At 39.9% G+C, this 13,751-nt stretch carries 25 protein-coding genes; 19 read left to right on the forward strand and 6 right to left on the reverse strand.

The window, feature by feature from the left end; all coding sequences use genetic code 11:
• From KDU71_RS02385 to KDU71_RS02405, 5 genes are all read right to left on the reverse strand, one after another.
• Entirely contained in the window at nt 1-1,332 is a 1,332-nt protein-coding gene (locus KDU71_RS02385) for a 3-hydroxyacyl-CoA dehydrogenase family protein (protein WP_212188296.1), read from the reverse strand.
• A gap of 25 nt (nt 1,333-1,357) precedes the next feature.
• Nucleotides 1,358-2,116, reverse strand: coding sequence for an enoyl-CoA hydratase/isomerase family protein (locus KDU71_RS02390; protein WP_212188297.1), 759 nt, complete (start codon nt 2,114-2,116; stop codon nt 1,358-1,360).
• Nucleotides 2,117-2,467: 351 nt separating this feature from the next.
• Nucleotides 2,468-2,662 carry a YwbE family protein gene (locus KDU71_RS02395; protein WP_212188298.1) on the reverse strand — a complete coding sequence of 65 codons (195 nt, stop codon included), beginning with the start codon at nt 2,660-2,662 and terminating at the stop codon, nt 2,468-2,470.
• Nucleotides 2,663-2,945: 283 nt separating this feature from the next.
• Nucleotides 2,946-3,344 (reverse strand): helix-turn-helix domain-containing protein, encoded by a 399-nt coding sequence (locus KDU71_RS02400; RefSeq protein WP_212188299.1) that lies wholly within the window; start codon nt 3,342-3,344, stop codon nt 2,946-2,948.
• 233 nt (nt 3,345-3,577) lie between these two features.
• The gene (locus KDU71_RS02405) at nt 3,578-3,955 is read right to left on the reverse strand and encodes a hypothetical protein (protein ID WP_212188300.1); all 378 of its coding nucleotides are present in this window, start codon (nt 3,953-3,955) and stop codon (nt 3,578-3,580) included.
• A gap of 138 nt (nt 3,956-4,093) precedes the next feature.
• Between KDU71_RS02405 and KDU71_RS02410 the strand changes: the two genes are divergently transcribed.
• The 17 genes from KDU71_RS02410 (at nt 4,094) to KDU71_RS02490 (ending at nt 11,356) form a co-directional block, all read left to right on the forward strand.
• The gene (locus KDU71_RS02410) at nt 4,094-4,426 is read left to right on the forward strand and encodes a hypothetical protein (RefSeq protein WP_212188301.1); all 333 of its coding nucleotides are present in this window, start codon (nt 4,094-4,096) and stop codon (nt 4,424-4,426) included.
• A 232-nt stretch (nt 4,427-4,658) separates the two neighbouring features.
• The gene (locus KDU71_RS02415) at nt 4,659-4,859 is read left to right on the forward strand and encodes a hypothetical protein (RefSeq protein ID WP_212188302.1); all 201 of its coding nucleotides are present in this window, start codon (nt 4,659-4,661) and stop codon (nt 4,857-4,859) included.
• 287 nt (nt 4,860-5,146) lie between these two features.
• The gene (locus KDU71_RS02420) at nt 5,147-5,293 is read left to right on the forward strand and encodes a hypothetical protein (RefSeq protein WP_212188303.1); all 147 of its coding nucleotides are present in this window, start codon (nt 5,147-5,149) and stop codon (nt 5,291-5,293) included.
• A gap of 36 nt (nt 5,294-5,329) precedes the next feature.
• Nucleotides 5,330-6,655 carry a hypothetical protein gene (locus KDU71_RS02425; protein ID WP_212188304.1) on the forward strand — a complete coding sequence of 442 codons (1,326 nt, stop codon included), beginning with the start codon at nt 5,330-5,332 and terminating at the stop codon, nt 6,653-6,655.
• Nucleotides 6,656-6,680: 25 nt separating this feature from the next.
• Nucleotides 6,681-7,178, forward strand: a complete 498-nt coding sequence (locus KDU71_RS02430; RefSeq protein WP_212188305.1) for a hypothetical protein — start codon at nt 6,681-6,683, stop codon at nt 7,176-7,178.
• Nucleotides 7,179-7,311: 133 nt separating this feature from the next.
• A complete protein-coding gene (locus tag KDU71_RS02435) occupies nt 7,312-7,689 on the forward strand; it encodes a hypothetical protein (protein WP_212188306.1) in 378 nt (125 codons plus the stop codon).
• 81 nt (nt 7,690-7,770) lie between these two features.
• Nucleotides 7,771-8,007 carry a hypothetical protein gene (locus KDU71_RS02440; protein ID WP_212188307.1) on the forward strand — a complete coding sequence of 79 codons (237 nt, stop codon included), beginning with the start codon at nt 7,771-7,773 and terminating at the stop codon, nt 8,005-8,007.
• The gene (locus KDU71_RS02445) at nt 8,007-8,330 is read left to right on the forward strand and encodes a hypothetical protein (protein ID WP_212188308.1); all 324 of its coding nucleotides are present in this window, start codon (nt 8,007-8,009) and stop codon (nt 8,328-8,330) included. Before KDU71_RS02440 ends, KDU71_RS02445 begins: the two co-directional genes overlap by 1 nt.
• 1 nt (nt 8,331) lies before the next feature.
• Nucleotides 8,332-8,577 (forward strand): hypothetical protein, encoded by a 246-nt coding sequence (locus tag KDU71_RS02450; protein ID WP_212188309.1) that lies wholly within the window; start codon nt 8,332-8,334, stop codon nt 8,575-8,577.
• A gap of 3 nt (nt 8,578-8,580) precedes the next feature.
• Complete coding sequence (locus KDU71_RS02455; protein ID WP_212188310.1) at nt 8,581-8,781, forward strand: hypothetical protein; 201 nt, start codon at nt 8,581-8,583, stop codon at nt 8,779-8,781.
• A gap of 4 nt (nt 8,782-8,785) precedes the next feature.
• Nucleotides 8,786-9,001 carry a helix-turn-helix domain-containing protein gene (locus KDU71_RS02460; RefSeq protein WP_212188311.1) on the forward strand — a complete coding sequence of 72 codons (216 nt, stop codon included), beginning with the start codon at nt 8,786-8,788 and terminating at the stop codon, nt 8,999-9,001.
• A gap of 8 nt (nt 9,002-9,009) precedes the next feature.
• On the forward strand, nt 9,010-9,225 hold the full coding sequence (locus tag KDU71_RS02465; protein WP_212188312.1) for a hypothetical protein: 216 nt from the start codon (nt 9,010-9,012) through the stop codon (nt 9,223-9,225).
• Between the two features lie 14 nt (nt 9,226-9,239).
• Nucleotides 9,240-9,893, forward strand: coding sequence for a hypothetical protein (locus tag KDU71_RS02470; RefSeq protein ID WP_212188313.1), 654 nt, complete (start codon nt 9,240-9,242; stop codon nt 9,891-9,893).
• A 5-nt stretch (nt 9,894-9,898) separates the two neighbouring features.
• Nucleotides 9,899-10,231 carry a hypothetical protein gene (locus KDU71_RS02475; RefSeq protein ID WP_212188314.1) on the forward strand — a complete coding sequence of 111 codons (333 nt, stop codon included), beginning with the start codon at nt 9,899-9,901 and terminating at the stop codon, nt 10,229-10,231.
• A 9-nt stretch (nt 10,232-10,240) separates the two neighbouring features.
• The gene (locus KDU71_RS02480; protein WP_212188315.1) at nt 10,241-10,582 is read left to right on the forward strand and encodes a hypothetical protein; all 342 of its coding nucleotides are present in this window, start codon (nt 10,241-10,243) and stop codon (nt 10,580-10,582) included.
• A 101-nt stretch (nt 10,583-10,683) separates the two neighbouring features.
• Nucleotides 10,684-11,073: a hypothetical protein gene (locus KDU71_RS02485; RefSeq protein WP_212188316.1), complete on the forward strand. Its 390-nt coding sequence runs from the start codon at nt 10,684-10,686 to the stop codon at nt 11,071-11,073.
• Nucleotides 11,074-11,083: 10 nt separating this feature from the next.
• A complete protein-coding gene (locus KDU71_RS02490) occupies nt 11,084-11,356 on the forward strand; it encodes a hypothetical protein (RefSeq protein ID WP_212188317.1) in 273 nt (90 codons plus the stop codon).
• A 70-nt stretch (nt 11,357-11,426) separates the two neighbouring features.
• On the opposite strand, the gene KDU71_RS02495 is transcribed toward KDU71_RS02490, so the two are convergent.
• A complete protein-coding gene (locus tag KDU71_RS02495) occupies nt 11,427-11,654 on the reverse strand; it encodes a hypothetical protein (RefSeq protein ID WP_212188318.1) in 228 nt (75 codons plus the stop codon).
• A 204-nt stretch (nt 11,655-11,858) separates the two neighbouring features.
• Here KDU71_RS02495 and KDU71_RS02500 point away from each other — a divergent pair, with 204 nt between their 5' ends.
• The gene (locus KDU71_RS02500) at nt 11,859-12,344 is read left to right on the forward strand and encodes a hypothetical protein (RefSeq protein ID WP_212188319.1); all 486 of its coding nucleotides are present in this window, start codon (nt 11,859-11,861) and stop codon (nt 12,342-12,344) included.
• A complete protein-coding gene (locus KDU71_RS02505) occupies nt 12,331-13,749 on the forward strand; it encodes a hypothetical protein (protein ID WP_212188320.1) in 1,419 nt (472 codons plus the stop codon). Before KDU71_RS02500 ends, KDU71_RS02505 begins: the two co-directional genes overlap by 14 nt.
• The last annotated feature ends 2 nt before the right edge of the window (nt 13,750-13,751 follow it).

Genomic DNA, 13,751 nt, shown 5'->3' on the forward strand with positions numbered 1-13,751 from the left:
TTAAAAATTATAATCGTTAACGGGTCCGTACAAGTGATAAAATCCATTCATCATCACGGCATTGACATAATCGGTGGATGCAGTGACACCATCCTCCTTCAGTTGAAGACCTAAAGCTTTCATGGCTGCCATATATGTCTTCAGGAGTCGGGCACCTCGACTGTATTCACCGGCTAGCTGCTCAAAGGTTTCTTTCAGATGCTGCTCCCGATATTTAGAGCGGCTCAACTGATTCCAGGAGTAAACTTTTGTTCGTACGGATAAGTATTCATCAGCTTCCAAAGCAGGTGTTTCAATGCCTACATACTTATCGGCATCGATATCATACAATTCAACCGGACGGCCTTTTTCGTACCTGAACAAACCCTCTTTTTGGGAGCCATCATGATGTTGTCCTCCCCTTACCCCTTTTTCCAAAAGACTGGTTAGTAATGGACTGACTATCTCTTCATCGAGGTAAGTATTCATCACCTTCATAATCAACACACAGACATCGATACCGACATAGTCGACCAACTGAAAGATACCCATGGGGCGCATCATCAGCTCGTGACTGACCTTATCGGTAATCAGCAAAGCCTGTTGTGCATCCAGTTCTTTTCGCAGATCATTATACATTTTCTCGGCAAACAATATCTCGCGCATGAAAAAGCCATTGCCAACAAAACCTGCCACATCGAAAGAAGGCACGATGAGTTTATCCATGTGCCTGGCAAAACCATCCACTATTTTACTCAACTCAGGATGGCCGTCTTTCAACTCAACCACTTCGATCAGCTTCTGTACAGCCGGCGGATTATAGAAATGACAGCCAATGATGCGTCCATCCAATTGTGCTTTCTGATTCAGTACCTCAATGGGAATAGCACTTGTGTTAGTTAGGAAAAATGGTTCATGTGGATTATTGTCATTGATTTGTTTCAAAACAGATGACTTAATCGTCTCATCCTCAATAATGGCTTCAAAAACCAAGGTAGAATGATAAGCAGCCTCCATATTTATTGATGGTTTCACTAACGATAGTGCTTCAAACACAAACGCCTCAATGATGTCTTTATTATCAATGAGATGAGCCCGGTTAGCATAGAGCTTTCGCAGCTCAACAATGTTTTTTTCAGCCCACTTCTGCAGTTGCTCTTTCAGGTAATTCATTAATCCCAGCAAACGTTCAAAGTTTTGATCAATGGCATTAATAACAAAGGTTTGTCCCAAATAAGGTGCATGGTGCATCAACTTAGTGGCGTGTAAAACATTCATGAGTAGAATACCACTGCCCATTTTGCCAGCCGCACCAATGACACTAATGTTCTTAAATCTATCCAGATGGCTCATAATATATTGTATAATTGGGTTACGTTTACCACTGAGGTTTGCGTTTTTCGAGGAAAGCACTCATCCCTTCCTGCGCTTCGTTGTTGAATAAATAAGCAAAAGCCTCCTGTTCGGCATTACATCCAGCCACAAAGCCCTTCTCTAATCCACAATTAACGACGGCCGCTAAAGTTCTGGTAGCTAATGGTCCTTTCGATGTAATGAGTTTGGCCAGTTCCATTGCCTTATCCATTAATTCTTCATTGGAATAGACAGCCTGAACGAGTCCCATCCGAAGTGCCTCGGTGGCATCAAACATATTGGCTGTATACAGGTAATAACGGGCATTATTAAGCCCAATGGCACGCACCAGGCGCTGCGAACCTCCAAAACCGGGGATCAATCCCAGATTCACCTCAGGGGCACTAAACTTTGCCGTTTCGGCAGCCAACAGAAAGCTGCATGATAAAGCCATCTCAAGGCCTCCGCCAAAAGTAAAGCCATTGAGGGCCCCGATAAAAGGTATGGGTGATTGTTCTATGCGGTTCATCACATCATGTCCCAGGCTGGAAAAAGCTTTAGCCTCCTGCTCCGACTTCCCCTGCATCTCAGCAATATCGGCTCCAGCAATAAAAGCCTTGCCCTCTCCGGTAAGAATAATCACACGAATATCCTCACTGGCTTCTATTTTATCCAAAATTGTATTTAATTCCTTAAGTACTTCACTATTGAGAGCATTTAATGCTTTAGGACGCGAAAATGTAATGATGCCAACAGCATCGTGTTTTGTGTAAGTGAGGTTCATAAAAAGAGCTTAATTAGAATGCTAATCAAGTTAGGAAATCTATTTTAAGATATCAATGTCTTTTTTATAAAAAATTACAATTCACTTACAAATTGCAACTACCATCAATGAGTTTTTAATAAACACGTTATGACATAACACCAGACACATCAACACTTCATTCATTATAAACTATCAGCCACAGTTAACTAGCTCAGGTAACGAAAGAGCTTTAGCTGTCCGAGTATATTCTGGGAATAATTTGTGCTTTTCTATTGATGGCTGTTCACAGGTAAAAACGAATGGGAATAAAATAAAAAACTCCTAACCTCACAAAGGAGATTAGGAGTTCCATTCAAATTTCTTATGTTGCTATATCTTTATCATCTTCACACGACCAATCTGGCCAGTCTTAAGTTTACATTCAATCCCTTTCAGATGAAAAGATACCTCATCAATAATTTCCTGCACCACACCGTGAGTTAAATTTCCTGAACGCTCATCTTGTTTCTGAAGAATCGCCACCTTAGTTCCCTTTTTAATGTTTTTTCTTTCCCTTCCGTCCATTTTTACTCTAAAATAATAATTGACATTTTCTACTAATTATTAATACAGGTATTTTTTGGATACTGCAAACCATCCCTAATGTTATCTAGGATGTCTAATCAAGATCCTTCAATATCCCCCTAGTGTATTATATTTCTTATTCCCAATTAAAAAGCCGAACTCCATTTCTGAAATTCGGCTTATTTTGAGGTTCCTGGCGGATCTGAACGAACCTGCCTAACCTGCCGAATTTAAATCCGTTATCTTTTCGTAAAAAGATTAGGTAACCGAATCAGAGACCCTTTCATGCAAATTTTAGATGTTTTTGAGTTGAAAAATTACGTTCTAAAACATGAAGAATCCTCTGAGGATTTATTCCGCTACCCGAGTCCTTTACTAATCGATCTAAATTCTGTTTTACATCTTGTTGCTGACGTTCTAAAACAGCAACCTGTTCTTTTAATTGTTTGTTTTCTAGTGCCAAACGATTATTAAAATCCTTGCCGCTTAAGAGCCAAATTATTTCAGTATCAGAGAAAAGGTTCATACAAGCCTGTATTACATCAAATGAGGGATTATTCTTCCCCGTAATAATCCTTGATAAACCTTGCTCAGTCATTCCTACTTTTTGGCAAAACACCTTATTAGTCTTTAATTCTGAGACTTTTATAAGATGCTTCAATCTATCTCCAAATGTATTCATGGTACTAAGTTTTAATTTTTTTGCGTAAAATATTTGGATTAAATGAACTATCCTGTTAATATTGCAATCACATAAATGAACACAATGATTCATTTTAGATGTCAAATATAATCACTTTGGTTCATTTTCGCAAACATAGAATTAACCAATTGATTAGTTAAAAGATTAAGAATAAGCGCAGATACTATGAAAAAGAGCACTGACATACAGCAAAATAAGTACAGTAATAGTAATTACTTGCTGTTACTCTTAGGAAATGAAACACCTAAGAACTTGCCAATTGCGCCAGTTAATGCTGTCACAAGAATTGTTGTATTGCCAACATTGAGCTTATCAATTACAGAAAGCCATACGATTACACCAACCAGCACTCCAATTGCAATTCCACCGACAATGCTTTCCTTATTCTTTATTCGCTCGGTAGCTTCAATACGTTTATTAGCAGTTTCTATTTTTCTAAGCTCAATTTCAGTGTGCTTATCAGCCTTATATTTTTCTGCATCAGCATACTTATCAAGAGCCTTATCGACAGCTTCCATACCTTTTTCAACTATAATAGTTAGCAATGCACTGTCATCTGATTCTGACTCGTGCTTTTGTAATTCACTCATAATAATCAAGAATTTATTTAACCTAAAGCGCACACCCGAAAACGTTCGGCTCTGTGCGCTTTTCAAATATAATAATTAGCCCCAAAACCCAGTAACCTAATGAGAGACCGATCTAACAAAAAAATGATAGAACGCGACATGAAAAAGTATGTAAAGACAGATATTCAATATTTGCTTACTACTGTAGTTAATACATGCTCCTGTATTAATACTCTCAGCAATATTCTTGACACTTTGAGCAAGGGCAATGGCTTAAATAATCATGATGCGAACACATATACAGAAACGGTTCTGCAATTGAGAAAAAACATAGCAGGCATTGACTTGGTATGCTCAAGATATGCTTTCAGTAATTCTCTAAACAAAGAAAAGCAGCAAGCCTTTGATATGGCTACAACTAAATCAAGCGTTTACGATGCCCAGGAGCACTTTAAGCTATCAGTAGAGGAACATTTAAAATACCTAGAATAAAAACCACCGTGCAACACCCAGCAACGGCCAATTGATGGCCCGACCAATTGCGAGCAACGGAACGTTGCACGGAGTGAGAAAAGTTAAAAAAACTGAAAAAACGCGCCAAAAACGGAAGGAAACTGCCCAAAACCGAAAGTAACAATTCAAGGGGTTGGATATTGGCTCTCGTTTCAATTGGCTCGGCCAAATAAATAACCATTGGAATAGTAACCGATTTAATGCAAAAATCATGAAAGAACAACTAATCAACCTGGTTAACCAGGAATTCAAAGGAAAGGGTATGATAGCCTCAATTGAAAACGACAAAACAATAACAATTGCAAAAGCTTCGAAGATTGAAGCAATGCAGCTAGAATATAACAAAGAATCGGGAGAAATCTTTGTGATGCAAGTTGGGAGATATTCAATTAATGATTTGAGAGAAGCATAGTGATGATGGTTGCAATGAAGATATATTATTGCTCTTTCAAATCCCTATGTAGCCAGGGGGACACTCCCTTTTCCCTGGCTACTTCCTTTTTTAAGACCATACAAGCAAGGTTGGATTTTTATCATTCATCTTTGATTAATATAGAGGGGGTGGCTTTAGAACATGGGGCCGCTTTCTCATTTTTAAAGAACTATACGACCCAATGTGAGGCCGTATTTTTTTGGTTTCAAACATTAAGCGCACACTGGCAACGGCCTTTAAGTGCGCTTTTTTAATTGCACAGCACTATGGATTTACTCAAGAACATTTTGAAAATGGCCCTGAACGTCAGAGAGACCATAAGAAAGCACCATATGAAGCTTGAGCTATTAGGCTTTGACCAACAACGCGAGAAAGTGAAGTTTCATTCTTCGCTGAAAATGCGCAAAAACTAACTAATTCAACAACAATCTTCCCCGATTAGTAGAATTATGAAAATATCAGTTCCAGTAATATTACGTGAAAACGGACGAAAGAGCGAGTATGATGTACTTTTAAAGAACTTCATCGCTCAATATAACCAGGATAAAAAGAACGGTGATCAACTAAAGGAACCGCACTTGCAATTAATGCACGAGTGCATCTACTACGGCCAAATAAGGCTGAATATTGATAACCGTGAGCTAAGAAAGGACTTCTGCTTAAATACGCGCAACATTGGAGAACCTCTCCGCATCAACCTTAGCGCATACCTGGAAGCCAATAAGAATATACGCAGTGTTGACACCTTTAAAAGACGCATCAAGAGGCTAAAAGAAGCCGGTTTTATAAGCTCAAAACAGGAAGACTTTGACAAGCATGGTATCAGCAAAACAAGGCGTTCAGACGTGTTAATTAACCCTGAATTTCTGCTGATTTATGACCAGGCTAACCCCGATTATCAGCCTTACACCTCATTTTTTTCAGAAGCGGATTTACTGGCTTTGACTAAGATGAAAAGTGCAAATTGCCCTACTGTATCAGGTAAAGGGTTACCTCAGGAGCAAAGTAATAGAATAATGGATGTTGATACTGTTGATGAGAAAGGTGTCACGAATCATCGTGACGATTCACCAATGCTACCTGAACAGAACCAATTACCTGACACAACCACCAAGCAAAGCGACCGGATTCAAGAAAGCAAGCAAAAAAGCGAAAAAAATGCGCAAAATCCGACCCCCGAAACCGTACACACCGCTGCTCCGCAGCCAGGGGAGCAAAGTTCCGCGCGGCCGGCCGAAGAAAATGCGCAAAACACTGACAGTTTGGCAGAAATGCAGCTATCCTATGCGCGAACTTTCTACATCTACTTGATTCAAATGCTGTTTTCAAAGCACGAGATTTATCACGGTGAAACGCAAAAAGCCATTGAATACCTGGTACAAACTTACTTCTCCGGCATTGAGAGCGAACACCAGGCACGATACCGGTTGAAAGTGTACAAAACCAGGGTGGATATGGCTGCATCGTACATCAAACGCAACAACTTTGATTTCAGCAACATCTATCCATGTGCTTACCTGGACGTGAAGAACAAAAAAGGCTTTGCTGCAACAAGAGACTGGTACGACCAACGCTTGAGCTATAAAGCTGCACAGGCCAAACAAAAAAGGGAGTTTGCCAAGCAATTGGAAGAAAAGAAAGTGATGGAACAATTGCAAAAACAGTACTCCGACATGCCAACCCTGGCCGAAGTGAACCGGTCAATGGCATTCCTGGCGGCCCATATGCCCCACAAAAAAACAGAATACGTCCAATTCGTTCATAATCAACAGTAAATAACCACCCAAATAATCATTGAAAATGCAAAAAAGACCTACAAAAAGCGCAAGTAGAGAAACTTCCAAGTACAAATTGGTTGTTTTTATGGCTCCCAAAGGACAGCCAGGCCGCACACTAACCTTTTATTCGTTTCCGGCCGAGGAAGCCAAAGGACAGCAAGCCGTAATGGGCGGCCTTTATCAGCGCATTCTACAAAAGAGCCTGGGCATGAATTTCTTTTACGCTATACTGAAACACAACGATGGAAGTGATAAGGAATTGCGCACAATTAAAGGAAACCGGTTCATTGAAGTTAATGGACGAAAAGATTCATCGGTGCGCCTGGTAGTTTACAATGCCAGTAACAACAGAGAAGTGTTTTATCCGGATAACTACGAGCATGGCAAGAACCACCAATTTATCATTGGTAGTATGCAACAGCGCATATTGAACGGTCAATTGAATGGCCAGTATAAGAATGCCATGTTCATCAACACCGAGAATGATAAAGAGATTGCCAGGGTAAGAGGTAACGCATAAAAAAAGCGCTCCGACCAAAGAGCGCTTTTGAACCAGGTAGTAACCACCCCTGATTTAATGCAGCTCAAATATACAAATTTCCTAGTAGTTACTAGATATATATTAATCTATTATTCATTAAAATTTCATTGAAATGGAACAAAAAACCGAAAATGTAGGACAACACTTTTTGATTGGCATGATGGCCAATCAGCTAATGCCGTTTGTGATTAAAGGCGAAGACATTCAGAGCAGTCTGAATAATAAAGATGCAGTAATTAAGCGCTCAATTAATGTTGCTACAGTTATTGCCAAACAGATTCAAGAGCGTGTTGGTGATGAAGACACAGAAGTAGTACTAACTGCTGCATCATCTACTGCTGAAACAGTAGGAGCAATGATCGAAAAAGACCCAGGAGGCACATTTGCCAACCTAGAGAGCAGAACGAAAGTGGCGATTGATATGGTGATAGAGTTGAACGAGAGTGTTGAGAAACTGGATGAGAACGTTAACGAGGAAGAAGAACAGTAAAAGTCAACCTATCAATCACCTTACACAAATCTATCAGGGGGAGCTTCTCCCCCTACTTTAATAACCTTTCAAACGATAACAATGAGCAATAAAATCAAAGAGCAATTCGATAAAATATGCGAAGAAAGCGAACTATTTGAGGTTCCTGGTTTGTTTTCTCACATCTATACAACAGCCGCAAAACTGGCGAAACTCACCAACCCAATGAATCCTAATACAGATGCAGTGGCCAGTAACATCATTCACTACCTGGATGCAGAACCGGCTATCCTGGAAGCATCGGAACCGGAAGAAGAAACCAACGAAGAGCAGGAATAATGGTATCAAAACTCAGACCCTTTTTAGCTGAAAAAGCGCAAAATAACGAGTTGTCAGATGACTTCTACACTAGCGTTGGGATTACTTCCCAACGTGTAGAAGCAATCATTTTTGGGCGGTGTGGTGCAACGTTAAAAGAATTAAACAACGTTGCAAAGTATTTCAAAATACCTCAATCAGACATCCTGGAGCGCGAAGCTCCGAAGCTTTTCAACACCAAAACATGTGAACAATGCCAGGAAGAATTTATACCTGGTAATGCCAGGCAAGAGTATTGCTCCGACAAATGTAGAAACCGCGCTTTTCGCGCAAATAGTAAATAGTATGGAACTTAAAAAAATAGATGATAAAACAATGGCCATGCAAGGTAGTAATGATAGCATATACTCCACCTTATCTGCTTTGTATTCATATTACACCATTAGCTTAGAAAACCTGGAACGAATGGATACCCAAAACCACAAAGGGTTGAACAATATTTTTTTAGAGTATTCGCGCAAAGTTGATGAAGTAAAACACTTAATCTATCAATATCAATGTTTAATGGGTTTCGACCCTGTTGAATTGTAATTTATGAAAACAGAATCTATACAGCCAGGACAAACATACGAATCGCTCTACATGGATGGGGCCATAGCTGACACATTCTATGTTACCAGGATAAACGAGGGCACAGCGCATTTAAAGTCTTTATCCACCAGTAAGCCGGTTCGCATCGAACTTACTAAAATGGTGATTGATATGCAGCATGGACAACTGAAACTTAAACAATAGACCTATGAATATAAAAGAGAAACACGCTAAACGCATTAAGAACTTGAGGTCTCAAAAGGGATTAAGTCAGGAAGCTTTAGCTTTTGAAGCTAATCTTGACACCAAATACATGTCAGACATCGAGTGCGGGAAACGTAATTTTTCGATTCAGACATTAGAGAAGATTGTAAAAGCACTTAATGTGTCAGTATTAGAGTTTTATTCAGCAACAATATTTTAAATAAACCTATGAAAAAGCACTTTATAATCACTACCGATAAAGAAACAGCTTCCACCATCGAAGCGCAATGCAATGGCATTATACATGCACATAGAAGTTTTGAGCTAGGAGGCGTTAAACACGAAGAGCGTTACAGCCTTGTGAAAATTGTTGCTAAAACCGATGCCGGAATTACACCGGAAGATATCTTTTTCCTGGGCTACTTTGCCGGAATAAAAAAATAACTGAACCTGATCCGATGAATAAGAAACTACAAACCTTTTTAACGAACCTGGCATTACTAGGCATGATAGCGGAACTGAGCTACATCAACAGTAAAAGCTTGCTTCACCTGGCTAACAACCAGGGAAGCATTCACCAGGCATTTGCCATTGTTGGAGCCATCGCATTTAGTATCGTTACCATCATCATTATGCAGCAAAGCCACCTCAAATGGCAAAAGGTAGCCTTTCCGGTATTCGATGCCGCCCTGGTGTTTTTAGGTTTTAACCTGGATATACACCCTGATATGCGCATTTTCATGACCATATTCATGGCCCTGTTTGCAGGAATTATCATGTACAGCCTGGGCCTTATAGAATACCGGCAAGGTGAAACCAAAGAAAGCAAGCAACTGGCCTACCAAATAGCCAGGGCCAACTCACTTGGTAAAGAGTTGGAGGCGACCAAAAGTAAGTTGACCGACGCGCAACGTCACGTTGATGGCCTGATAAATGAGCGCTCAACATTAGAAAGTAAGAACGAGCAACTACAAAGTAACTTCACAATAGCGCAAAGTAAGTTAGACCTAATGGAGCCAATCTACCTCAAACACGAGATTGGCCGCATCCGCAAAAAGAATGCAGATAACCGCACAGAGAGCGAAAGGCAACTATTAGCAACTGCAAACTAACAGCTATGAAGACTTTAGAAAATCAAAGAGAAATACTCAAACAAGCTGCCGATGGAGATGGTGCAGCACTGACAAAAATAAGCGCATATTTAACGGATTGGGTGCAAAATCATGGACGCGATCATGCCAGGATAGAAAAGCAACAACTTTGCATTATTGCATTAGGTGTAACCACCACGGCAAATGTGAATGCCCTGGATGTTCTCATGGAAGAAATGATTAAGCAATATAAAATTAAACCTACCTGGTGTCCAAATTGTGGTGACGATGACATTTATGAAACAACGTTACCAGGCAATTACCGTTGTTATTATTGTCATTGGACTTGGGCACCATAAAACTAAGCTATGAAAATTGACAGAGCATTGATTATAAAAAAGATTCACCTGGACAAAATCTTCGACAATGGTAAAGTGTGGGAAATGCGCACAACCAAAACCAATATTACCGGCCGGATTGGACTAATCGAATCCGGTTCCGGTTTAATTGTTGGAGAGGCCATCTTAAAAGGATGTGTCGAATACGAAATTCCCAAAACTGACTTTTTTAGGAGATTTCACCAGGTTGATGACTTGTCGCTCCTGGACAAATGGAAGTATGCCTGGATACTTGAGGGAGCCAAACGATATGACAAACCAATACCATACAACCATCCCAAAGGCGCGGTTATATGGGTGAAATTAGAATAATAAGTTTAACTTTAAATTATGACACAATCAACAGCAAACAACAATCGTAACTTCCTCAATATTAACTCACATAGTTATTAACAACTTAATCTATTTATAAAATGTTATCAGATTTTTTTAGAATTAACTTACCGTATGGCCTATATAAAAATAAAAATGGTCAATGGATGGCTTTTAACAGGGAGTATTTACCTCTTGGATTTAATGATAGTCACACTAACCTAAGAGATAGTTTAGGAGTTCTAGACAGTCAACCATTTAATCAATTACCTATCCATACAGCCTATAAAGGACTTACAGAAAAAATTATTGAAAATATTGCTCAAGTTATTGATAGAAAAGAGAACGGTGAGATATGGCGATTTTTTCTTTATAATGATGAAACAAATCCAATGAACAATAAACCCTCAAAAAAAAGAGATAACTATTTTATTGAGTACTTTAAAAAGATTGAAAGACTATCAAAACTTAAAATAAAGAATCAAATCTAAAAACAACAACATGGGAACATTACAACAACAACCACCTAGAAACTACAGTAAAATTGATGAGAATCGACTCGAAACATTCATTGAAGAAATAAATGAAGTTGCGCAAAATACAGGTGTATCATTAGAAACGGCCTTAAAAGCACGTGAAATATTAGAAATAGAGCGAAGAAATGACTTGTTTGTGGCAAACGGTGATATACATGATGAGCAAATGGGTGGTTTTGGTGATTTACTTGAAAACCTTACCAATGCTATTAGTGAATTACAAAACAATGACGATTAGCCTAATCAACCTACAAGTTGATATATAAAAAGGAGCGGCCAGGTTTGGTTGCTCCTTTTATATATTTAAATCACCGCATAACACTTTTAAAAGGCACATTTTCGCGCGGAATACCAAAGCTATTATACACTTTGCGCACTTCTGCCGAATGCAATATCTTCCGGTAGCCAGTCTCCAACCCTTTACTTTTCATCCACGTAGTAAGTGTCTTTACTGAAACCCCGTATTCCAATGCTAATTGCTTCTTCGACTTGGCTTTTAAATCCAGGTTATCGCAGTTTATCCCATTGTTGTTCATTGCACTACATTTTTAGAAGTGCAACCAATCAATCACCGGCCTAAAGGTAGTAAAAAATTATATTCAATAAACCTTACCAGTAGAAAACCCCCTAAAACGGAAGAAAACCCCCTAAAAATGCGCAAAACGACCAAATAATGAAAAATGAGGAAGCAAACGGAAGCAAACCGAAAGTGACATTTTACGCGGCTGCACCTTTGTTTCATGCAAAAGTTATTCGTTACATCATTGGCGGTTGCAGGACTTGGTTACTTCGGTTACCAGGCATTTAAAGACAAGTTTAAGAATGCTACCAAAGCCTTTATCAAGGAGAATTTTTCAGTCCGACTATCGGGCCTAAAGATTCACAAGCTTGATTTTAAAGGTGTCGATGTTCGCATAACCCTTGATTTAATAAACCTATCATCAATCACGGCCAAGGCTGAGAACATTAGAGCCGAATTGTTTTACATGAAAAACGGTTCCCCCTCTCCCCTGGCAACCACGACTTTCCCGAGTACAGTATCAATAGCTCCAAAGGACACAACGCGCATTCCCGATATGCGCATTGTGGCTCCTTTAAAGAATCTGCTTTACAACTACGCCATGCTTAGCGACACCAGGGCGGAGTATAAAGTAGTGCTTACTGCCACTGTAAACGGTCAGACCTTTACTATCAATCAAAACTTTTCACGCTATGAACCCAATTAAGTACCTAAACGGCTTGGGTGTTGTGGCCAGTGGAAAACGCACCCTAAAGGATGGCAGCAGATACGACAAGTATTTTGCGCTTCCTAAGATGGATTATAAGTATCTGACTTATTCCGGAAGTACCAACGATACTATTGGCTTTATGGCTGATATTATCAAGAATACCCTGGCTGATACCAAAGCCATTGCCCCAGTATTGAAAGGACGTGATTTAGGCACGACACTATCAAACATCTTCTCCTTTGTATTTGACCACATCCAGTACAAACCTGATGATCCACAAAACGAGGAACTAAGGCGGCCCATAAGAGCATGGGCAGACCGTCAATCGGGTGTTGATTGCGATTGTTACTCTATTCTCATTGGTTCAATTCTGAGTAATCTGAACATTCCATTTGCATTGCGCATGGTGAAAATTGGAGGTAAGCCATACTTCCAACATGTGTATGTGGTAGTGCCTAAAAATGGTAAGAGAACCGGATTATCACGCGATTACTACACGGTAGATCCTGTACTGGACACATTCAACGAAGAGCATCCTTTCACTGGCAAATACGATTTATTTATGCAACCGATCAAATACCTCAATGGCGTGCCCTCTGCATCCTTGAATGGACTGCAAGGCAACGCTATTGACAACCTCTATTATTCAGAGGAAGCCGCAGAAACACCGGAAACAAACGTCATCTTCTTTGATGGTATCGACTATTACGACCGTGTGAATGTTCCTGGCATGAATGGCCTGAACGGTTTACAAGGTTTAGGCGACCTGGGATTCCTTAGAAAGATTTGGGGAGCCGTTAAAACAGTTGGTAAATCCATCAAGAAAATTGGTAAGAAAGCCGTTAAGCGCATCGTTCACAAAAAGGATGGTTCTAAGCGCGGTATCTTCAAACTGTTTTCAAAGAAAGATCGCAACCAGGAAGCCATGTCACCAATGGCCTCACAAGGTTTATCTCCGGTATCCGTTTCTGCACCAAAATCATTAACACCAATTGGCACTCCTGCCGGTTCCGATGCAAGTGTATCACCTAAAGACATGATTGACATTGCCAAGAACATGGATAACTCTATGGGCGTTGATTCAATCCTGAATTTAACCAGGTCATTGCTGCCGGATAACACAATGGTTGCACAGTTGATTGATGCCAAGGCACAAGCATCTGCCGCAGCTAACAAAGGAGTTAGCCCACTGGAAACGCGCTTAATGGCCACTGATGCTGCTAAAGCACAAACAGCCGAAGCAAAAGTAATGGCCGCAGAAAATAAAGCGGATATGCTTGAGACCATGTACAACATGAATCAAAAGCAGGCTGGATTCTCATTAAACAACCCAATGTCAATGCTCATGGTAGGAGGCTTACTCCTGGGCGGCATGATGTTGATTAAATCAAAATCTGCCTAGCC

Origin of the sequence: Carboxylicivirga sediminis (assembly GCF_018156225.1) — a bacterium.
Lineage (GTDB): Bacteria > Bacteroidota > Bacteroidia > Bacteroidales > Marinilabiliaceae > Carboxylicivirga > Carboxylicivirga sediminis.

Bases quoted from the DNA above. Each gene is read 5' to 3' on its own strand.
- KDU71_RS02430 (WP_212188305.1), top strand. From the start codon at position 6,681: ATGCAAAAAAGACCTACAAAAAGCGCAAGTAGAGAAACTTCCAAGTAC.
- KDU71_RS02455 (WP_212188310.1), top strand. From the start codon at position 8,581: ATGAAAACAGAATCTATACAGCCAGGACAAACATACGAATCGCTCTAC.
- KDU71_RS02500 (WP_212188319.1), top strand. From the start codon at position 11,859: ATGCAAAAGTTATTCGTTACATCATTGGCGGTTGCAGGACTTGGTTAC.
- KDU71_RS02425 (WP_212188304.1), top strand. From the start codon at position 5,330: ATGAAAATATCAGTTCCAGTAATATTACGTGAAAACGGACGAAAGAGC.
- KDU71_RS02505 (WP_212188320.1), top strand. From the start codon at position 12,331: ATGAACCCAATTAAGTACCTAAACGGCTTGGGTGTTGTGGCCAGTGGA.
- KDU71_RS02435 (WP_212188306.1), top strand. From the start codon at position 7,312: ATGGAACAAAAAACCGAAAATGTAGGACAACACTTTTTGATTGGCATG.
- KDU71_RS02475 (WP_212188314.1), top strand. From the start codon at position 9,899: ATGAAGACTTTAGAAAATCAAAGAGAAATACTCAAACAAGCTGCCGAT.
- KDU71_RS02415 (WP_212188302.1), top strand. From the start codon at position 4,659: ATGAAAGAACAACTAATCAACCTGGTTAACCAGGAATTCAAAGGAAAG.
- KDU71_RS02495 (WP_212188318.1), bottom strand. From the start codon at position 11,654: ATGAACAACAATGGGATAAACTGCGATAACCTGGATTTAAAAGCCAAG.
- KDU71_RS02405 (WP_212188300.1), bottom strand. From the start codon at position 3,955: ATGAGTGAATTACAAAAGCACGAGTCAGAATCAGATGACAGTGCATTG.
- KDU71_RS02465 (WP_212188312.1), top strand. From the start codon at position 9,010: ATGAAAAAGCACTTTATAATCACTACCGATAAAGAAACAGCTTCCACC.
- KDU71_RS02470 (WP_212188313.1), top strand. From the start codon at position 9,240: ATGAATAAGAAACTACAAACCTTTTTAACGAACCTGGCATTACTAGGC.
- KDU71_RS02490 (WP_212188317.1), top strand. From the start codon at position 11,084: ATGGGAACATTACAACAACAACCACCTAGAAACTACAGTAAAATTGAT.
- KDU71_RS02400 (WP_212188299.1), bottom strand. From the start codon at position 3,344: ATGAATACATTTGGAGATAGATTGAAGCATCTTATAAAAGTCTCAGAA.
- KDU71_RS02410 (WP_212188301.1), top strand. From the start codon at position 4,094: ATGAAAAAGTATGTAAAGACAGATATTCAATATTTGCTTACTACTGTA.
- KDU71_RS02450 (WP_212188309.1), top strand. From the start codon at position 8,332: ATGGAACTTAAAAAAATAGATGATAAAACAATGGCCATGCAAGGTAGT.
- KDU71_RS02480 (WP_212188315.1), top strand. From the start codon at position 10,241: ATGAAAATTGACAGAGCATTGATTATAAAAAAGATTCACCTGGACAAA.
- KDU71_RS02385 (WP_212188296.1), bottom strand. From the start codon at position 1,332: ATGAGCCATCTGGATAGATTTAAGAACATTAGTGTCATTGGTGCGGCT.
- KDU71_RS02440 (WP_212188307.1), top strand. From the start codon at position 7,771: ATGAGCAATAAAATCAAAGAGCAATTCGATAAAATATGCGAAGAAAGC.
- KDU71_RS02485 (WP_212188316.1), top strand. From the start codon at position 10,684: ATGTTATCAGATTTTTTTAGAATTAACTTACCGTATGGCCTATATAAA.
- KDU71_RS02420 (WP_212188303.1), top strand. From the start codon at position 5,147: ATGGATTTACTCAAGAACATTTTGAAAATGGCCCTGAACGTCAGAGAG.
- KDU71_RS02395 (WP_212188298.1), bottom strand. From the start codon at position 2,662: ATGGACGGAAGGGAAAGAAAAAACATTAAAAAGGGAACTAAGGTGGCG.
- KDU71_RS02460 (WP_212188311.1), top strand. From the start codon at position 8,786: ATGAATATAAAAGAGAAACACGCTAAACGCATTAAGAACTTGAGGTCT.
- KDU71_RS02445 (WP_212188308.1), top strand. From the start codon at position 8,007: ATGGTATCAAAACTCAGACCCTTTTTAGCTGAAAAAGCGCAAAATAAC.
- KDU71_RS02390 (WP_212188297.1), bottom strand. From the start codon at position 2,116: ATGAACCTCACTTACACAAAACACGATGCTGTTGGCATCATTACATTT.